The sequence below is a fragment of the Microcoleus sp. MON1_C1 genome (assembly GCF_036701945.1).
Lineage (GTDB): Bacteria > Cyanobacteriota > Cyanobacteriia > Cyanobacteriales > Microcoleaceae > Microcoleus.
Map to the genome: position 1 here is coordinate 16147 of NZ_JAUBRO010000011.1, position 18785 is coordinate 34931.

At 46.3% G+C, this 18785-nt stretch carries 17 protein-coding genes and 3 tRNA genes; 10 read left to right on the plus strand and 10 right to left on the minus strand.

Annotated features, from left to right (window positions below):
* Positions 1-200: 200 nt before the first annotated feature.
* Both QUA62_RS08250 and QUA62_RS08255 read right to left on the minus strand, forming a co-directional pair.
* Positions 201-1421: an HhoA/HhoB/HtrA family serine endopeptidase gene (locus tag QUA62_RS08250; RefSeq protein ID WP_333403394.1), complete on the minus strand. Its 1221-nt coding sequence runs from the start codon at positions 1419-1421 to the stop codon at positions 201-203.
* On the minus strand, positions 1422-1826 hold the full coding sequence (locus tag QUA62_RS08255) for a hypothetical protein (protein ID WP_333403395.1): 405 nt from the start codon (positions 1824-1826) through the stop codon (positions 1422-1424).
* A gap of 68 nt (positions 1827-1894) precedes the next feature.
* On the opposite strand from QUA62_RS08255, the gene QUA62_RS08260 reads away from it, so the two are divergent.
* Entirely contained in the window at positions 1895-2650 is a 756-nt protein-coding gene (locus QUA62_RS08260) for a M23 family metallopeptidase (RefSeq protein ID WP_333403396.1), read from the plus strand.
* A gap of 422 nt (positions 2651-3072) precedes the next feature.
* On the opposite strand, the gene QUA62_RS08265 is transcribed toward QUA62_RS08260, so the two are convergent.
* The 4 genes from QUA62_RS08265 to QUA62_RS08280 form a co-directional block, all read right to left on the minus strand.
* Positions 3073-3144: transfer RNA gene (locus QUA62_RS08265), tRNA-Thr, on the minus strand.
* Between the two features lie 73 nt (positions 3145-3217).
* Positions 3218-3299: transfer RNA gene (locus tag QUA62_RS08270), tRNA-Tyr, on the minus strand.
* A 200-nt stretch (positions 3300-3499) separates the two neighbouring features.
* Positions 3500-5317 carry an ABC transporter ATP-binding protein gene (locus QUA62_RS08275; RefSeq protein WP_333403397.1) on the minus strand — a complete coding sequence of 606 codons (1818 nt, stop codon included), beginning with the start codon at positions 5315-5317 and terminating at the stop codon, positions 3500-3502.
* 289 nt (positions 5318-5606) lie between these two features.
* On the minus strand, positions 5607-5747 hold the full coding sequence (locus QUA62_RS08280) for a hypothetical protein (protein ID WP_006635902.1): 141 nt from the start codon (positions 5745-5747) through the stop codon (positions 5607-5609).
* A 218-nt stretch (positions 5748-5965) separates the two neighbouring features.
* Here QUA62_RS08280 and QUA62_RS08285 point away from each other — a divergent pair.
* The 4 genes from QUA62_RS08285 (at position 5966) to QUA62_RS08300 (ending at position 9419) form a co-directional block, all read left to right on the plus strand.
* Positions 5966-6037: transfer RNA gene (locus QUA62_RS08285), tRNA-Gly, on the plus strand.
* A 247-nt stretch (positions 6038-6284) separates the two neighbouring features.
* Positions 6285-6689, plus strand: coding sequence for a hypothetical protein (locus QUA62_RS08290; RefSeq protein ID WP_190663244.1), 405 nt, complete (start codon positions 6285-6287; stop codon positions 6687-6689).
* 4 nt (positions 6690-6693) lie between these two features.
* Positions 6694-7959, plus strand: a complete 1266-nt coding sequence (locus tag QUA62_RS08295; RefSeq protein ID WP_333403398.1) for a glutamate-5-semialdehyde dehydrogenase — start codon at positions 6694-6696, stop codon at positions 7957-7959.
* Positions 7960-8279: 320 nt separating this feature from the next.
* A complete protein-coding gene (locus QUA62_RS08300; protein ID WP_333403399.1) occupies positions 8280-9419 on the plus strand; it encodes a fatty acid desaturase in 1140 nt (379 codons plus the stop codon).
* A gap of 117 nt (positions 9420-9536) precedes the next feature.
* On the opposite strand, the gene QUA62_RS08305 is transcribed toward QUA62_RS08300, so the two are convergent.
* A complete protein-coding gene (locus QUA62_RS08305) occupies positions 9537-11240 on the minus strand; it encodes a lipoxygenase family protein (RefSeq protein WP_333403400.1) in 1704 nt (567 codons plus the stop codon).
* A 321-nt stretch (positions 11241-11561) separates the two neighbouring features.
* Positions 11562-12695: a class I SAM-dependent methyltransferase gene (locus QUA62_RS08310; protein WP_333403401.1), complete on the minus strand. Its 1134-nt coding sequence runs from the start codon at positions 12693-12695 to the stop codon at positions 11562-11564.
* A gap of 553 nt (positions 12696-13248) precedes the next feature.
* Here QUA62_RS08310 and QUA62_RS08315 point away from each other — a divergent pair.
* The 3 genes from QUA62_RS08315 to QUA62_RS08325 all read left to right on the plus strand — a co-directional run bounded on the left by QUA62_RS08315 (position 13249) and on the right by QUA62_RS08325 (position 15494).
* Positions 13249-14283 (plus strand): adenylate/guanylate cyclase domain-containing protein, encoded by a 1035-nt coding sequence (locus QUA62_RS08315; protein ID WP_333403402.1) that lies wholly within the window; start codon positions 13249-13251, stop codon positions 14281-14283.
* Positions 14284-14462: 179 nt separating this feature from the next.
* The gene (locus tag QUA62_RS08320; RefSeq protein WP_333403403.1) at positions 14463-14954 is read left to right on the plus strand and encodes a GNAT family N-acetyltransferase; all 492 of its coding nucleotides are present in this window, start codon (positions 14463-14465) and stop codon (positions 14952-14954) included.
* An 84-nt stretch (positions 14955-15038) separates the two neighbouring features.
* Positions 15039-15494, plus strand: a complete 456-nt coding sequence (locus tag QUA62_RS08325; RefSeq protein ID WP_333403404.1) for a GTP pyrophosphokinase — start codon at positions 15039-15041, stop codon at positions 15492-15494.
* Between the two features lie 82 nt (positions 15495-15576).
* On the opposite strand, the gene fabG is transcribed toward QUA62_RS08325, so the two are convergent.
* Positions 15577-16341 carry a 3-oxoacyl-[acyl-carrier-protein] reductase gene (gene fabG / locus QUA62_RS08330; protein WP_333283920.1) on the minus strand — a complete coding sequence of 255 codons (765 nt, stop codon included), beginning with the start codon at positions 16339-16341 and terminating at the stop codon, positions 15577-15579.
* Positions 16342-16414: 73 nt separating this feature from the next.
* Between fabG and trxA the strand changes: the two genes are divergently transcribed.
* Positions 16415-16732, plus strand: a complete 318-nt coding sequence (gene trxA / locus QUA62_RS08335; RefSeq protein ID WP_006634176.1) for a thioredoxin — start codon at positions 16415-16417, stop codon at positions 16730-16732.
* Between the two features lie 454 nt (positions 16733-17186).
* Entirely contained in the window at positions 17187-17780 is a 594-nt protein-coding gene (locus QUA62_RS08340) for a hypothetical protein (RefSeq protein ID WP_333403405.1), read from the plus strand.
* A 54-nt stretch (positions 17781-17834) separates the two neighbouring features.
* Here QUA62_RS08340 and prmA read toward each other — a convergent pair whose 3' ends face one another.
* Complete coding sequence (prmA, locus tag QUA62_RS08345) at positions 17835-18725, minus strand: 50S ribosomal protein L11 methyltransferase (protein WP_333283916.1); 891 nt, start codon at positions 18723-18725, stop codon at positions 17835-17837.
* Positions 18726-18785: the final 60 nt, after the last annotated feature.

The following is an 18785-nucleotide window of genomic DNA, read 5'->3' on the forward strand; positions in this document are numbered from 1 at the left end:
GGTATCCCTCGCCCTACACTGAGGATTTTGGTGAAAAAACCCGGTTGCTGCATCCAGGACTATAAAGTATCAGATTTATCTTTCATCCTCGACCGTTTGCCACTAATAGCAGTTTCCCAAAAGAAAGCAACGGTAGGTAAGCTCCAAATCCTTATCCCGTAAGTCATTCCCACTTCTGTAATCGAAAATCTCAAATGGTATTACCCACCCGCGGAGCTACCCGATAAGGGAAAAGCACCCGGACGTACTTTGATATTCTGAACTTGACCTAAACGGTTAATTTCCAGTTCGAGTTCTTTGCCCACAACAGTGTTTTCCACCCGTTCTTGCACGTCCCCGGGAGTGTTGACTGCAATTCCGTCAACTTTTTGAATGACATCTCCGGCGCGCAAGTCGGCTTTTTGAGCGGGAGAATTTTCTACGACTCGCGTCACGGCTACGCCTTGATCGAGGGTAATTTTATTATTATCGAGCTGTTTGTTGAGTTCGGCCTTGGTGGCGGCAGTCAAGCTGACCATTTGAATGCCGAGATAGGGATGTTCGGCTTTACCTTTGGCAAATAACTGATCGGAAACTCGTTTGGCGGTTTCGATCGGAATTGCAAATCCCAAGCCCTGAGCGTCCGCGCGGATAGCGGTATTGATGCCAATTACTTCGCCTTGGTCATTGAGTAGCGGCCCGCCAGAATTGCCGGGGTTGATGGCGGCGTCGGTTTGGATGAAGCGGACTCGCTTGTCGGGGATGCCGACTTGCGAACTCGATCGACCCGTAGCGCTGATAATGCCCACAGTCACGGTATTGTCGAGACCTAAAGGATTGCCGATCGCGATCGCCCACTGTCCCGGTACAATATTGTCCGATCGACCCAAAGCCACCTGCGGCAGTTCCTTAGCATTAATCTTAACCACAGCGACATCCGTCAGCGGATCGACTCCCTGCACCTTACCCTCAAACTCGCGGCCGTCTTTGAGCGTCACCTTGACAGTATCCGTCCCCGAGACAACGTGAGCATTAGTAACGATGCGGCCGTCAGAAGTGAGAATAAACCCGGAACCCGTACCTCTCTTGGTTCGTTCTTCCGGCTGCGGCAAATTTTCCCCAAAAAACCGACGAAACAAAGGATTTTTGAATGCTTCGGGCACTTGATTCGCCACCTTGCTCGATGCGTCAATCCGCACTACAGCCGGGCCGACTTTTTCGGCTGCTTCAGCAATAAAATTGGGATTGCTGCGATCTACCGCCCGATTTTCCTGAACCGGAGGAGACGCATAGGGGGGGATTTGCTGGCGCACTACTGGCAAAACCAATCCGGTTTCCAGAGTGTTTGAGCCTTGCAGATAGCGATTGCCCAACCATCCCAGGCCTCCCCCGATCGACAGCAAAGTCACATAAAGGGTCGTTTGCTTAAAAGATAAACTCATTTAATAACTCCCGTTAAATACTTCATCCCCGCAGACACGTTCCGAATCAAGCATTTTTGTCTTGACGACGGGAAGGAAGCGGGGCGGGGCGTACCGCTTCCTCAAGAACATACCTGTTAACAGGCAGGCGCTGATGGGCATCACAAGCAATTTTTGCCTGATTTCCCAAGAGCGACCAAAACTAATAATTCTCATCCTAACTTGGCTTAGCCTGGGATTTACAGTCTGGGGGGTGGCTAGAGCTTTCAAATATGCCGTTTCACTCGACTCAAAAATTGTCAATTGTCCGAAATGAATACTTTCTTCTCTATCTAATGACTTTGAAACGTTTATTTCTGCTGATTTCTGCACTACTTTGGTCGATCGCACCCGTTGGGCAAACGGCGGCAAATACCGAGATCCCACCTGCAAATCTTCCCTCAGGTACACCTCTAGAAAACCCCGACCCCGCGCGCGATTGCCCGAGTCCGGCTATGTCTCGATTGCGCCCCCACACTGTGGCCCAGGGCGAAACAATAGAAAGCATCGCGCGGCAGTACAATGTGATTCCTGCGGCGCTGATCGGAATAAATCCGACGTTGCGGGGCCCTCAAGTATCTGCTGGAAGTGCGATCGTCATTCCTCCGTACAGTGGCATCGAGGTAGAAGTACCTGCGGGCTGGAATTGGCAAAAACTGGCAGAAGCTTACAAAGTGCCCGCAGATTTGCTATTTGAGGCGAATGGGTGCAGGTCTTTGGGGCAAACCGTGTTTGTACCTGCGGTGAATAGGTCGATCGGGCCTTCTGTAAATCCCGATAAAACGCCATCGGTGCAAAGATTTCCGCTGCCCGCCCCAGCAGTGGAAGCTTTGCGTTACGGGCGGCAATTGCATCCGGCGCGGCGCGAATTTTTTTTCCACAGCGGCGTAGATTTTTTGGCGTCGGAGGGTACGCAGGTTTTGGCGGCGGGCGACGGGACTGTCGCCTTTGCCGGGCCGCAGGGGGATTACGGGAATTTAGTTGTGGTGAACCATCAAGCAGGGAAGCAAACGCGCTACGCTCATTTGAAAGATATTGCCGTAAAAGTCGGTCAAAAAGTGCTGTCTGGAGAAGTTTTGGGAACTGTCGGGACGACGGGAAAACGGGACATTCCGCCATCTCATTTGCATTTTGAAGTTCGGTACAATTCGGGTTTGGGTTGGGTTGCTGAAGACCCGCTGCTTTATTTGCAAGCGACTATTAAAAAATAGGATTGTTAGTGTCAGCGAAATATGAGCGATTTACTGTAGACAAGCTTTAGAAATTACGATGGAGCATAGCACAAGGAGGACAAGTCCACCATATTGAGAGCAGACGCCAACTGTTGGCTGGTTAGTAAGGCAAAAGCTACTGAAAAGCGGTTCTAGCCCGTATTTTCCCGAATTTTACGAAAGTGATTAGCACCTAATTGGAGACTAGAATCTCTGCGATTCTTTTCGGCATAGATTTAAGCTTCGCTGGCCTCGAATCAAGGGAACCGATACGTAGCACAGCGTTACACAGCATCCCTACACACCTAGCGAAGATTTAGCAATTGGTAGTTATGTATCACCTTGCGGTAACTACTCTGCCAGAGTAACCAAGCTCTAGAATATTCCGAGCTGGAGTAAGGAATTGTATGGCTTAAAAGGCAAGCCCGTGACGAGATTTGAACTCGTGACTTCCTCCTTACCAAGGAGGTACTCTACCACTGAGTTACACGGGCATAAAAAATTAAGAATCTCCAATTAAAAAATTAATTTTTAATTCTTAAATTTTAACTTTTTATTAAATTGAGGTGGGCCGAGCTAGATTTGAACTAGCGTAGGCGTAGCCAGCGGATTTACAGTCCGCCCCCATTAACCGCTCGGGCATCGACCCATTTCCATCACAGTTATAAATCCTAGCACCTGAATCTTTATTTGCAACATTATATTTAAAACTCTAATGATTAAGTAGAGAAACCATAAGTCATTTAGGGCAGACCGGAAAATAGAATACTGTTTCAGGTACGCATTGCTAAGTCTAGGCTTGGTGCCTGCCCTGAGCACGCACCCTAAGTCTAGACTTAATCCAAATCCCTAATTCACTAATTCTCCGGTTTCTTGCAGGGAGTGCAGGCGGCGGTAAATGCCTTGTTGGTTTAAGAGTTCTTCGTGGCTGCCAATTTCGACGATTCTACCGCCGTCGAGTACGACGATCGTATCGGCTTCGCGAATTGTACTCAGTCTGTGGGCAATAATTATGGTGGTGCGCGTACCGAGGATATTCTGCATGGCTAGCTGGATCGATCGCTCCGACTCATAGTCCAAACTAGAAGTAGCCTCATCAAAAATTAACACATCCGGCTCCACCAACAGCGCTCTCGCAATCCCCAACCGCTGCCGCTGACCGCCGGACAACCGCATTCCTCTCTCCCCGACCACGGTATAGTAACCTTGGGGCAACAGCCGCACAAAATCGTCTACTTTGGCAATGCGACAAGCATCCTCAACTTGCTCGAAAGTTGCATTTCTGTTTCCGTAAGTCAAATTTTCCAGCAAAGTACCGTTAAAAACGTCTACTTCTTGGTGGACAATGGCTAAACGCTGGCGGTAGCGAGTCACGTCTAAGCTGCGAATGTCTTCGCCGTCGATCAGAATGCTGCCGGAATTCGGTTCAAAGTAGCGAAACAGAAGTTTAACTAAAGTCGATTTTCCGGAACCCGATCGCCCGACTAATGCTACAGTCTGACGGGGATGAATCAATAAATTCACATCCTGCAAAACGGGTTTTTGACTGTCGTACCCGAATGTCAAACCGCTGAATTCAACTTTGCCGGTAAATTTATAAGGCGACGCCGATCGAGCATTTTCTGCTAAATTAACCGCATCAACACCGTCTGGCGTTTGCATAAACTCGTGGAACCGGATCATTGAAGAATAGCGCCGCGCCAATAATTCGGCGATAATGCTAATCGGACGCAGTTGGGAATATGCCATGCTTGCCAACGTGTAGACGGTAACAAAATATCCGAGGGAAATTTTGCCTGCAACCGTGGCGGCTAGGCTAAAACCGAGAACTGAAAACAAACACAGTTGGACGATCGTCTGCTGGTATGCCCCCAAGGTGACGTATCCTTTGTGAATGCGGTGGATCACGACTTTTAATTCGCGATCGAGTCTGGTTGTTTGCCTTTTGAGTTCATCGCTTTCTGTGGCAAAAGCTTTGACTGTTTTGATGTTGGTGATAATTTCCGAGTTGCGGCTTTCGGTATCTTCGATGTATTCATCCAGAATTTCTTCGCGGGCAGTCACCCCTTGCAAGCCTTTTAAGGTGAAACTGAGGATAAATAGGAATGAAACCAAAATTAATAAGCCAATCCGCCACTCAATTAAGCAGATAACGGAAAAAATGCCGATTAAGCGCACGACTTCGGGGATGAATTCGCCGGCAATTTCTGGGTAAGTCCAAGTATGGTTGGCGATGCCTTTGGCGATGCGGCTGGCAATCCGTCCGGCGTTGTTTTCGTCGTAGAATTCTAGGGGTAAGGTGAGGATTTTGCCGATCGCACCTCTCATTCGATCGCGCCTCGCCCTCAATGGTATCGCCCAGTGGAACCAATTTGCCACCCAAGGCTGTACCGGTGCTTTGGCGACTGTTACCAGAAAAATCATGCCCAGCAAGATGGATAGCGATAATATTTTGCTGGGTGAGTGCTGGGTAACAGAGGCGATCGCTGTTATGAGTTTTTGCGTTACTGTATCTGTAGGTTGACCCGACAATACGTTTAATATTTGACCGATCGCGTAGGGAACAAGCAAATCGGCTAATGCCAAAACGCTCGATGCGCCTATGCTGTAAACTGATATTTTCCAGTAGCGACTGTAGTATTGGAAAATGTCCTGAAAGCTTGCCATAAATTTTTGTTGAGATACAACCCTTGCAAACACTTGCATCTAAAACTGCGCTCTCGGCGCGCCTTGTTTACAAGTGTACTACAAAAGTAGTGGAACGGGCAGTCATCTGGGATCATGCTAGTGACTCGCCCGATCGGGTGATTTATGGCAATCATTCGATCGTCAGCAATCGATCCGGATTCCTGGGCAATAAATTCAAGACGAAGGGCAAAAAAATGCAAAAGACAGAATTTTTCTTAAATTCTGCCTTCTGAGCAAGGTCTGATAAGTTTTACGTTTGAGTAGTCTGTTAGCTGAGGGTGTAGGCTGATTGCAGCGCCCACCAGATCAAGAAGCCGATTCCGCCGGCAATGACAATCGCCGAAATGGCGATCGCTATAGGACTGTCAGCTCCCTTGAACTTCATGATTCCGCGATTTAAATCTGACATGACAGTGTTCTCCCACAATTCCAGCTTGATTGTAGCTTTGCCGTCGGCCGATGGGGCTCAAATTTCACGGCAATTACTGATTTGGTTAATGATCTGGTTGCTGAAATTTCAGTTGGGGATAGGCTTTGGGGGTTTTTACTGGGTTTCTGAAAAAAACTTACTAAAAAGACTTGACAAATTTCGAGAATTGAGACAATATTGTTAATACCGCAGGAAATGCGGGTGTAGCTCAGTGGTAGAGCGTCACCTTGCCAAGGTGAATGTCGCGCGTTCGAATCGCGTCACCCGCTTTAGAAGATAAAAACATCAAGGAAAGGGGAAAGTAGATCGAGAAAGTTTTCGGTATACTCCTAATGATGGTTGAAAATACCTAAGTTAGTGGTAAAATTGAATGCAGAACTTGCAAGTCAAAATTGCCGGTCGGACATATCTCGGAACAGGCAGTTGAAAGCCTCGGTAGGGCGGAATTGACAAGTTTGATTAACTGGATATGTTAACGATTATTTTTGCAAAAACGCTTTTTTTATCTGATCGCTAGTGCCATCTCAAAAAGTTCCAAAGATTGACTTAAATGATGAGTACCCCTGTCCTTGCCGACGCCGGGGTCGTCTAGTGCCTATAACGTTGACAGAAGCCTTTGGATGCAACCGCTGTCAACAAATATTTGTATTGGACGAAAGTGGATACGTGATTGAGCAACTATCAACGAACTATCCTTACAAGCAGGCTTGGCGGTGGACAGGGAACCAGTGGAACAGAGCGCATCCGGGTTTGAAGGCCCATTATTTGCCACTGGCTTTGGGTATGATATTGGTGCCGCTAGTGATTTGGTTGCCCTTGGCGCTGCACTCGCCGGGCCCGAATATTATTCTGTGGGCAATGGTCGCCGTGCTGCTAGCAATGCTGCCGGCGCTGATGGTATGGCTCGCTTACAGGCGTTAGCTAGATGATAATAGAGGATTTTACCCATTCATCAGATGCCGCAAATGTCGCGCGTCGCGCTTATCAAGCTTCTTTGGAGTTGGCTGCCACAAAGAGTGCGGATCGCGCGGCAGGTTTGCAGGCGATGGCGGGCTGGCTGAAACGCCGGCAAAATGACATTTTAGAAGCAAATACTCTGGATCTAGAAGCAAGTCGGGACATGGCGATTCCCGAGTTGATCGTGGAGTGGCTGAAGCTGACGCCGGAACGGATCAAGACAACTGTGCAAATTCTGGAACGGTTGGGGGAAATGCCAGATCCGATCGGTAGGGTGATCAATGCTTCTTATCAGGTCGATCGGTGTCAGGTTTACTGTCAGTCGCTACCGCTGGGGGCGATCGCTCTAATTTACGAGGCGTTTCCCGAGTTGGGGGCGATCGCCGCGGGTTTGTCTCTCAAAAGCGCTAACAGTTTGATTCTTAAAGGTGGCAGCGAAAGCTGGCAAACTAATACAGTAATTGGAGAAGCTTTGGTTTCGGCGATCGATGAGGTCGGTTTGCCCTCGGGATGTTTGCAGGTACTGCCGCCTGATCGGGGCGCTTCGATCCGAGAATTGGTCACTCAAGACCAATATCTCAATTTAATTATTCCCTACGGCAGGCCAAGTTTGGTGCAGCAGGTGGTGAGGTTGTGCACAGCACCCGTTTTGAGGTCGGCAATGGGAAATTGTTACCTTTATTGGTCACCGACTGGCAGTTTGGAGATGGCAAGGTGGATGATTTTGGACAGCCATCAAAGCGTGCCCGATCCTGTTAATGCGATCGAGAAAGTGCTGATAGATCGCAACCAAAAGCCTTCTTCCTTAGTCAGGCTGTGGAACAGTTTAAAAGAAAAAGGCTTTCAAATTAGCGGTGATGCGGATCTCGTCGCAGATTTCCCCGACTTGAAGCTGGCGGAACCATACGAGTGGACTCAACCGTATTTAAACAAAACTATAGCGTTTAAAGTTGTCGATAGTTTAGAGATTGCGATCGGCTGGATCAACCGCTACAGCAGCGGCCACGCTGACTGCATCGCCACTGAATCTTACTTAGAAAGTCGCCAATTTGCTCTGGATGTTAACAGCGCCTCAACTTTTATTAATGCCTCACCTCGGTTTTGGCGCTATCAAAATCGTGGAGATGCGATATTTTTGGGAATGTCCAACCAAAAAGGTTATCGTCGAGGATTGATCGGGTTAGATACGCTGACGACAATCAAAGAAATTGTTCAAGGAAACGGACTTTTTTAATTTTATAGATTATTTAGGATTGGTTATTGAGATTAAACCCAACTGAAAAGTGGGAGAGTATTATCGATAGGTAAGCCTTTAAGAGGTGTTCCAAAATTATTTTTATAGGATACAATAATATCTTGGTACAAAAATCAGGCAGCCTTGATCTAAAGCAATTTGATCACAAGCTCCCGGATAGCTGCAGTGGAGACAGATAAAATCTCCGCCGCCTGACAATAAGCCGCCGGATTTATGTGTGGGTTCCATCTAAATTGGGTACGGGATCTAATTAAATTTAGAAACTTATTAAGTCACATAAAAATCCTCTTAGCGAGCACATGAAATCAGAAAAATTACTCCATACTCTAGACAAGACGGCAACGCCGACTGTAGGCGCAGAAACGCTAATTCACCACTCAGTATATGTTAAAAAATTGCGTCCGCTACTGCCATCCGATGCCTTTGAGCCGAATTCAAGCAAGTTAGGGATACTGCTGATAAATATCGGGATTTTATTGTTAGGATGGGGAATTGCCGACTATCTCGATCGCTGGCCTGTCTATCTTTTATGGCTTTACTTACCTTTAGCCGCGATTATGGGCAATAGTATCATAGTTTTGCTATTTAGCTCCCACGATTTGATGCACGGCAGCGTTCAGAAAAAGTCTCGCCTGACTTATCCGATCGCCTTTTTGGGTCTAAGTATGCTGTTCATGCCACCTACTCAGTGGAAAAATCTGCACAACCTCGTACATCACAATAACACGAATTCTTTGGCAGACCCCGATCGCAACTATCTGTACCAGCAACCAGATACTTGGGGAAAATGGATTCAAAATCTGTTTGTACCGTCAGTTGAAGTCAATCCGCTGTGGTTAATTGTAGGGATGGCCGGTTCGTGGTTAGTGCATAATTTCCGCAATCTAACCTCGGTACTTTTATTTAATGATAAATCAGTTGATTATGTACCGGCTGCTTTTACAGTTAGTGCTAAAGATAGAGTGGCTATCGCCTTTGAATGTGTGGGAATTTTAGGAATTCATGCCAGCATTTTGTTCTACCTAAATTTTCATCCGCTCAAAATCGCTCTTGCGTACTTTTTGCCGATCGCAATTGGTCATGCAGGCGCAATGTTTTACATCTATACCAATCACATGGGTTGCCGGATGACCAGCATTAATGACCCCCTGATCAACAGTGCTTCAGTGCGGGTTCCTAAAATATTTGACCTGTTGCACTTGAATTTTTCTTACCACACAGAGCATCATATTTTCCCCAGCATCAACTCAGACTATTATCCGATGGTGCAAGAGTTGTTGCAAATTCACTATCCCGATCGCATGAATTTAATCGATGCTGGTGAAGCTTGGCGGTTGCTGATGCAAACACCCCGGCATTATCAAGATGAAGTGACCTTCACCGATTCGTCGGGTACAATGTGCGTGAATTGCTCGATCGCTGAAGAATACAAAAGCTGAGAATGTGCAGGGGCTCTTACATCTTCTACGATGCTTAAGAACAGGCCAGAAAGCCTGTTCCACAAATAATGAATTTTATTGTGGGGTGGGCGAAACACCCACCCAACAAATACACTCCTACATACTGATGCTATTTAGTACCAACGAAGGCTTGAGAGCCAAGTAAGGGATGACTCGTTTTTGATTGTTGGCATCAATCTTTTGTTCTGCCATATTCAAATTTTGCTGGAACTGTCTGGCTAGAAGTTGGATCGGGGTTCCCGCAAAAACTTCATCGAAGCTCATCCGGTAGAGTTCTCGGAAAGATTTATCGTAATAACCCAAACGGTCATATCGATAAGCTGACAAAATAAACAGAATTTGCAGTTGGTCAGCCGCTCGTTTGTACGGAGGAAGCAACCGTAAAATGTCATTTTCCGTAATCACTTCTAGATGACCCGAGGCGGTAATTCCAGGAATGTCCCGGTAGGCTGCCAAGGGCATATTGGCCGCAAAACTCATATAGTCATACTGGGGAAAATTGACTGCTGAATGTTGTGGGCCACAGGTAAAAATTACAGTTGTGACAATTGCAATTAATTGTTCAACTGTGTCGATGTGGTCTGGCATTCCTTTGACTTTACCGCCGTCATCAGACGCTAATTCTTTAGCCCAGGTTTGCAGTTCCACATCTTGTACGATCGCCTCATTCGTCGGGTAAAAGAATTTAAGATAGCCCGATACAAAGGTTTCAATCGCATCCCAAAGCAACAATCCATCATCTCGGTAAGGATAGTGAGGCAGTTGATTGGGGTCATCCATTCCCCGATTTTTCAGTTCAGCGGGCAAGGCAAATTGATCGAGACTCCATGTACTGCACGCCTCTCTAGTCAGTTCCATTGTCTCAGCCAAGGTGCCGCCTAGCAATTCATCGACGGGCCCCCCGGGAGCGATCAAGTGAGAACGCGCCAGATCGTTGTTGGTCAACATAAAGCGAAAGTGCGGTTTCAGCAGCAGGCTAAGCGGGTGATTTTTAGCCAACTGTCGGGCGGTGACGATCGCGATTGGTTCCATCACCAGATGAGTTCGACCTAAATGGGAACTCATTTCATGGTGATTAGCATCTGCCACTTGTACGCAGAGTTTCGCATACAGCCAATCGATAGGAGGATCGAATGGGGTATACAGATGGCTACCGGGCTTAGGATCTAGTTGAATGGCAATAGGTGTCATTTCACCGCGATCGCGGATTCCTGTCCACCGCCAAGCGAAAAAAGCCCGTGGTTTCGGCAAGTATTTTCTGCCTTTTTCATAGGTTCCTCCTGCAACTTTCGCAGGCCCGCGATAGTGTTCGTCAGTACCTGTATAATCGGCAATGTAAATGTTTTTGTCCTGTAACTCTTTGCGAAGATCGAATAATGGCTGCAAACAGCAAAGTTGTGCCAGTGTTTCTGCCCGAGAGTCCTCCTGATCTAACAGGCGAAGCACCATCGGATTTGCTCCAGACAGCCGCTGTTCTGCAAAAGAGCGATCGGTTTGGTAAATTTTGGCAACTCCAGGTAGCGGCAGCCAAGTAAAAAAGTCTTCATAGTCTTGGAGTTCATCGAGAGGATCGAGAAAAGCTCTCGAATCGGCTGCCAACATATTTGCTGGCAGTTCCGATGTTGCTAATATCCGTTCTGCAAGATACTTACTCGAAAAATTCTCGACGGCGGGCACATCTTTCAATAATGCTAAAGGTGATAAACTCTCATAGTCAAACTGATAAGCTTGTTGCTGACGATTCAAGGAATCTTTGCGCTGTTCTTGGTTTGGGTCGTCTTGAGGAAGAGAAGGTTTCATATTGTCTACCATTGTATAAATCAACTCTCTTTTTGTAGTAAAATATCGCACCTCATCACTACCGATCGAGGATGGAATTTAAAAACTATTGTGCAGGATCACGGTTGATATAGGTCTTATTCACCGAGCAATAATCTTATTCCGGATTTTTTTAAACTCAGAAAAATTCCTCAAAAGAAGGCAACACTTCTCAATCGCCCTAAATCGACGTAGAAAGGTTTCATACTCCCGATCGGGAGAGCGCACTCAAGAACCCCGACTTCTTTGAGATGTCGGGGTTCGGGGTGTTCGGTTTTTTGAGGTTGGTCTACTGATTAGCGGTTAGGCACGAACCATTAAATATTGGCCGTTGCCGTTATATTCGCCGTCGCAACTCGCGAAATTAGCCACAAACCAAATCAGGTAAAACCGCCAGATGCGGCGAAACTTGGCATAGTCGATGCCGTAGTCTAAATCTTTGACTATTGCCTGAGAATCGTCAAAGTTTTTCAGCCAGTTAGCAAAAGTTGTGGAGTAATTGTATCCGTTTAGATACCAGTTTTTTATGGTTTTGAGGTCTTTGTTGTGGCTGGGAACTGCATCGTATTTCCAGTAACGGCCGTGGGGGAAAATGTATTTGTGGGTGAAAACGCTGGATATATTGTTCGGAGTGCGAACGGTGATGATGTGAATGAAAACTTTGCCGTTATCCTTCAGGAAAGATGCCAGCTTTTGGAAAGCCTTCGTTAAATTACCCACATGACAAAAAACTCCGATGGAGAGAATTTTGTCAAATTTCGTCTCGAAGTTGGCGTCGTTCAAATCGCCTTCATATAGGGTAAATCTACCAGAACTAAGGTAGCTTTCAGGATCTTGCATCTTCTGACGCATATACTCGCATTGGTGGTGGCTGAGGTTAATGCCAGTAAACTCGACATTAGGGAATTTGGAAAGAATGTAATTGGGAACGCAACCCCAACCACAACCAAAGTCTAAAATGCGATCGCCATCCTGAATCTCTAGCTTTTCAATCACATCATCAATCATCTGCATTTGCGATTGTTCAAGGTTGGCGGCTCCTTTTTCCCACAATCCCATGCTGTATTTAGGATAAATGAGTTTCCCCTCGCCTAACATTGGATTCAGCATGGCTTGAGGCAAGTCGTACTGAATTTTCATTAAATCCCGCGGCCCTTCGGCTGTATGGTCTGTTTCTGTTAGCACCCATTCATAGGGTGCAAGCAGGGAGGGAAAATGCTTAAAAAAGACGGGCATACAGGTATCAAAAAGCGATCGCAATACTGAATCTGGGACTTCTAATCCATTGATGTAAGACTCTGCTACTGCCATTTGCACCGTGTTAACTGCACTGACTGCAAGGCGGGTTGCTCGGTAGGCGAGCGGACTTTTGGTATGCACATCTCCCACGATGGGAATGTGCTTTTCGATGTTTTGTAGGGCTGTTGATGAAGTCATGGTTATACCGGTTTTAAAGATGCTGCTATTCTATCTCACGAAAATTGGCTGGTTGTTAGAGAGCAAAAAAGCTGAAACTATTACAAAGTCAGGTCTCCACAGGAAAATTCCGAAAATTCAGAAAAATATATCGCCGTTGAAGGGGATTTGATAACGGATTTATCGGGCTTTGGGCGCTCGAAATTTTATTAAGAATTATGTCAGTTTATTTTAGATTTTAGATTTTAGATTTTAGATTAACTCCACAGCTTGAATTGGGGTATTTTCACGGTGAGATGAAAATTTCAGTGTTCAGTTATACCATTTTAGATTTTAGAATTTAGAATGAATGATGAGCTAAGAGTTGGACTATTGCTTAGAGTTGCTTTCTTTTTTTAAACTGTTGTCAGTTGGGCGCTTGAGCTGACGCAACGAGAAGCAAATGCCGATCGCGACTTATAGTTAAGGAATCAGGGGATGCAAAAAAGATGCCGAGAAACCGGGTTTGCATACAGATTCGCTGCAATAACAGATGTCCGCGAGATTCCTCGCTAATTAGCTAGACGCGCCACATATGCCACAGATTCACTATCTCCCGGACGATCGCACGATCGAGATAGACGACGACGATATAATTCTCGAAGCTTCTCTGCGTGCCGGCATTCCGCACACCCACATCTGCGGCGGTAGCGCCCGGTGTTCGACTTGCCGGGTATTGATTGTCGAAGGTTTGGAATTTTGCTCTCCGCGCACTTCGCCGGAAGAGGAACTCGCGAAAAAATTGCGTTTAGAGCCGGAAATTAGGCTGGCTTGTCAGACGCAGGTTGCGGGCGGCAAGGTGATTTTGCGCCGATTGGCGATCGATTCTGAAGACTTGGAATCATTTAACGACGAAATGTCGGGAAAGTTGATTTCTCCTCCTGTGGGTCAAGAGAAAAAAATTGCGATTTTGTTTGCGGATATTCGAGGATTTACGCCTTTTGCAGAATCGCTGTTGCCCTACGACGTAATCTATGTTTTAAATCGCTATTTCCAAAAAATGGGTTTTGCGATTAACCGGAATGGCGGGATGATTAATAATTATATGGGTGACGGTTTAATGGCCCTGTTTGGGTTGGAAAATCCTGACAAGGCGGCCGAACAAGCGGTAAGGGCTGGGGTGGAAATGCTGGAGGAACTAGAGAAACTCAATCCCTATTTTGAAAATTTGTACCGTCACCAATTGCGGATTGGGATTGGGATTCACTGCGGCTGGGTGGTTGTGGGGAATTTGGGGGCTTTGAAAAATCAGACAGTGACGGCGATCGGGGATGCAGTGAATTTAGCCAGCCGGATCGAGGCGGCTAATAAGCAAGTAGGAACGAGTTTATTGATTTCCGAGGAGACTTATCAGGAAGTGAAGGAATTGGCGATCGTCAATCAATGCGTATCCGTGCAAATTCCGGGGAAAAGTGGCGAATATCCGCTGTATGAAGTAGTCGGAATGCCACCGCTGCCCGTGGAAATCGAAGAAGTTTCTGAGAAAGGGGAAGGTTCTCTCTGGCAAAGTTTTGTCAATAAGTTGCTGGCTTTGTATGCTGTGGTGTACAATTGGATTAGGAAAATATAGAGTTAAAACAGTAAGGTTTTTTAACAACTAGACGAATATTTAAGCAAATAATTTTAGGCGGAGTTATAGTCTGATAATGCGCTCATATCTGCTATTAATTTAGTTCCAATCGCCCTTTTGGATTTTAATCTGGCTCATTCCGCGACACTTTGGCTTTAAGGGCAGAGCGAACTTGGGCTTTGCCAACTTCTGCGGTGTTCGCTGAACCAGAAAATCAAGAAATTATCATGGAACCTATTGTTCGTAAGTATGAAGATAAAGATTTAAACGAGGTCTTGTCTTCTTGGGAAAGTGCCTCAAGGATAGCCCATCCTTTTTTAACAAAAGAATTCATAGAACAAGAGCGTTACAATATTCTTAATATATATTTACCAAATGCAGAAACGTGGGTTGTTGAACAAAAAGGGCAGGTTATCGGCTTCATAGCCTTACTCGGCAACGAAGTGGGGGGAATATTCGTGAAGCCGGAGTTCCAGGGTACCGGTGCCGGCAGGGCATTGATGGATCATGCACAGAAATTACGCGGTGACTTGGAAGTTGAAGTATTCAAAGCAAACTCCATGGGTCGGAAGTTCTACGGAAGCTATGGCTTTAAAATGGTAAGTGAAAAAGTTCACGAACAAACTGGCAACGAATTGCTGCGGCTCAAATTCACTGCCGACAACGCATAGCCGACGATGAACGTTCAACTCCGAAGTCACACACTACCTTTTCCCCGCGAGGGCACTGAAACTTTAATATAGAAAGTGTTTACGATGTTGTCAAATACGAATTCAGAGTACGAATCATTACTACAACGGGCGATCGGGATCGCCGCAAAAGCTCATGAGGGGCAGGTTGATAAGGCAGGCAATCCCTATCTCGATCATCCGCTATTTGTAATGGAAAATGTAAACTCTATAGAGGAAAAAATCGTAGCAGTTCTACACGATGCGGTCGAAGATTCTGAACTTACACTTGATCAACTTAGAAGCGAAGGTTTTCCTGAAGTTCTAGTCTCGGCGATCGCGGCGATTACCAAAATAGAAGGAGAAGCTTATGCAGCTTATTTAGAACGTGTTATTGCCAACCCGATCGCACTGCGAGTCAAGATCGCTGATGTTACTCATAACCTCGATATTCGTCGCATCGCCAATCCCACAGAGGCAGATTTTCAACGGATTGCCAAATACAAAAAAGTCCTCAGTCAGTTGCGTGCCGCCTTAAAATAATTATTAACCGCAAATATCCGCGTTCATCGTGGCACAGGCATATTGCCTGTGCGATATCTGCGGTTAATAAAATCCCGAAATCCTAAGCCATTACCATCCCCCCATCCACATTAAAAACCTGCCCCGTTATATAAGCCGCCGCCGCATCCGCCGCCAAAAATTTCACCATCCCCGCAACTTCCTCAACTTCCCCGTATCTCCCCAGCGGAATATACTTCAAAATCTCATCAGACTTGACATCCTTAGTCATATCTGTAGTGATAAAACCCGGTGCAACTGCATTCACAGTAATCCCGCGACTGGCCAACTCTTTCGCCACAGTTTTAGTAAACCCAATTACCCCAGCCTTTGCCGCACTGTAATTAGCTTGTCCGGGATTGCCCATTTGCCCAGCAACCGAAGCAATATTAATAATTCGGCCGCTTCGCTGTTTCAGCATGATTTTACTGGCAGCTTTCGCACACAAAAACACCCCAGTTAGATTCAAATCAATTACCGCTTGCCAATCTTCCAACTTCATCCGTAGCAGCAAAGTATCGCGAGTAATGCCTGCATTGTTCACCAAAATGTCAATCCGTCCCCATTTTTCCATGACATTACTGGTGAGTAAATCTACTTGGTCAGTTTTCGAGACATCTGCTGCAAGTGCCACAGCTTCTCCTCCAGCAGCGACTATTTCTGCTACCACCTCATCAGCAGCAGCACTCGAACTCGCATAGTTGACGGCGACTTTGGCGCCTTCTGCCGCTAGGGTTAAAGCAACGGCGCGGCCGATTCCCCGCGACGCACCGGTCACGACAGCAACTTGACCCCGCAATCTCTGAAAATTCTCTGGCAATAATTCCATAATTGTATCCTCGCAATCTACCAGAGAATTTTGCACTAAAATCGAGCCAGAACCCAAAAAATTATTTTGTCTTATGGCAGTTCAAAAACAGTTCAGCAGTTTTGAAGAGTTACTATCGGGCTCTGACTTGCCGGTGTTGGTAGATTTTTACGCTACTTGGTGCGGGCCTTGTCAGATGATGGCACCGATTTTGGAGCAAGTCAGCGGTCAGATGAAAGACAAGCTCATGGTTGTCAAGATTGACACGGATAAGTACGAACACTTGGCGTCGCAGCATCACATTTATGCTTTGCCGACTTTGGTGCTGTTCAAAAATGGCGCTGAGGTCGATCGCATTGAGGGAGTTATGCAACCGGCGCAGTTGATCGATCGACTGCAACCTCACTTGTAGAACGAGCCAATTATCTCACGCCTAGGGTGTGTCAGCTCATATCTGATTAATTATGAATAAGATAATCCTAGTTGACGCACCCTACTTTTGACATACTCACCGACCTGAAGGTACGGTGATTCTTAAGCCTCGCGACTTAAGTTTCTGCTTCTTCGCAACTGCCTCCACCCTCAAAGAGTTTTGGTCTTATGTTCGCTCCACAGACTAACCCCGCAAGAGAAAGCGGTTTTTACGTGTCGAATACCAAACGGAATTCTTCGTAGTTTTGATTCTAGGGTTAGACTTCCATTGCCCTATCCTCTTTTCCCGGTCTACCGATTTTGCTTCGCCGCCAGCACAAGGCTGAACTTCGCTCGTATAGGCTGTTTGATCCATCGTCTCGGGTGGGTCGTTGACCAATTACATTCTAATATAAAGCCGTCCTAAAAGGACGGGGGTTCTACCCAAATTTGTGATGAAGACTCCCAGCCACGCTATTATCAATCTCGCAATTCTCGGCAAACCGCAACTGCTGCAAGCTAATCTAATTATTGTTATCGGCGGAATTTTGCCGGATATTCCGATATTTTTATTTTACTTTTGGGCGAAATACATTGCTCGCTTGCCCGCAGCTACAATTTGGTCAAAAGCATATTATGAGCCTTTTGTGCAAAATATTGTGGCTCTGTTTCATTCAATTCCCCTTGCGGTTATTGGTTTGCTAATTGCTTATTACTTTGGCTGGCAAAGTGTGCAAATTCTGTTTATCAGCATGATACTACACTCTCTGGGAGATTTGCCTGTCCACAATGACGACGCTCACCGACACTTTTTTCCGTTCAGCAATTACCGTTTTATCAGTCCGATTTCTTATTGGGATAGGAAGCACTACGGGGCAATTGTTTCTATCGTTGAAATGTTGTTAGTGCTGCTGTCAACTTACCGCGTTTTTGGTTTTATTAATTCTTATGCTGGAAAAACCTTGTTAATTTTGGTGAATAGTTTTTACTGGGCTGGCGCGGTTTATTTTCAGGTGCGAGATTTATTTAAATTCACTTCCCAAAGATGAAACATGAACTCAAAATTACCAATTAGCAATTAGGAATTAGCAATTACCATATTGTTAATTCCGCCGAATATTAAAACAACACCAATCTTGGCGCTTCCACAGAGTAGCCACAATCCAGCCGTGCTGTTCTAGAGTGTCGGCAATTGGCTTGGCTTGTTCGAGCAAAATGCCGCTGAGCACGGCCCAAGTAGTTGGTTTGCTAATGGCAGTGAACTGCGGGATTAAATCAATGATTACTTCTGCTAAAATGTTGCAGATCAAACCGTCGATCGGCTCATCTACCATTTCTTTCAAACGATCGATACTTCCGAGCTCTGCAACTAACTGCTGAGAATTAACGCGGTTGAGTAGTCTGTTGCTAATGGTCGATCGCACTGCCAAAGGATCTGTATCCAAAGCATAAACTTTTGTAGCGCCCAACAACACGGCGCCGATCGACAAAATACCCGATCCGCAGCCGATATCGGCAACTACGGACTTGCTGTCATCAAAACCGAGCCGCATTTCCAGCGACTCCAGACAAAGTTGAGTGGTGGCGTGAGCACCGGTACCGAAAGCCACACCCGGATCTAAACGCAAAATGAGGCGATCGGTATCAGTCGGTGGGGGCAGCCAGGCCGGATTAATTAAAAAGCGATCGCCCACTTCTTGAGGCTGCCAGTGCTCCTTCCAAGTGCTGCCCCAGTCTTCGTCTTCAATCAAATCCCACTGCATCGCAGGTAGAGGCAAACCTGCACACAGAGCATCTTGGCGCAGCCACAGAGACAGAGCGGCCAAATCCAGCAATCCTGCCTGTTCTTCCGGCAAATAAGCCGACATCAGGCAGGAATTGCTTTTGATCTCAGTAGCAGTTCCGCGACAGTTAAATCGTTCCAGACGCCAAAAGATGATATCTTCCAGCGCCGGATCGCAAAGAATTCTAATTTCCCACCAGCTATGTGCCATAACGATTTTAGATTTTAGATTTTAGATTGTAGATTGGCCCAGGGGAACTGGAGACTGGGA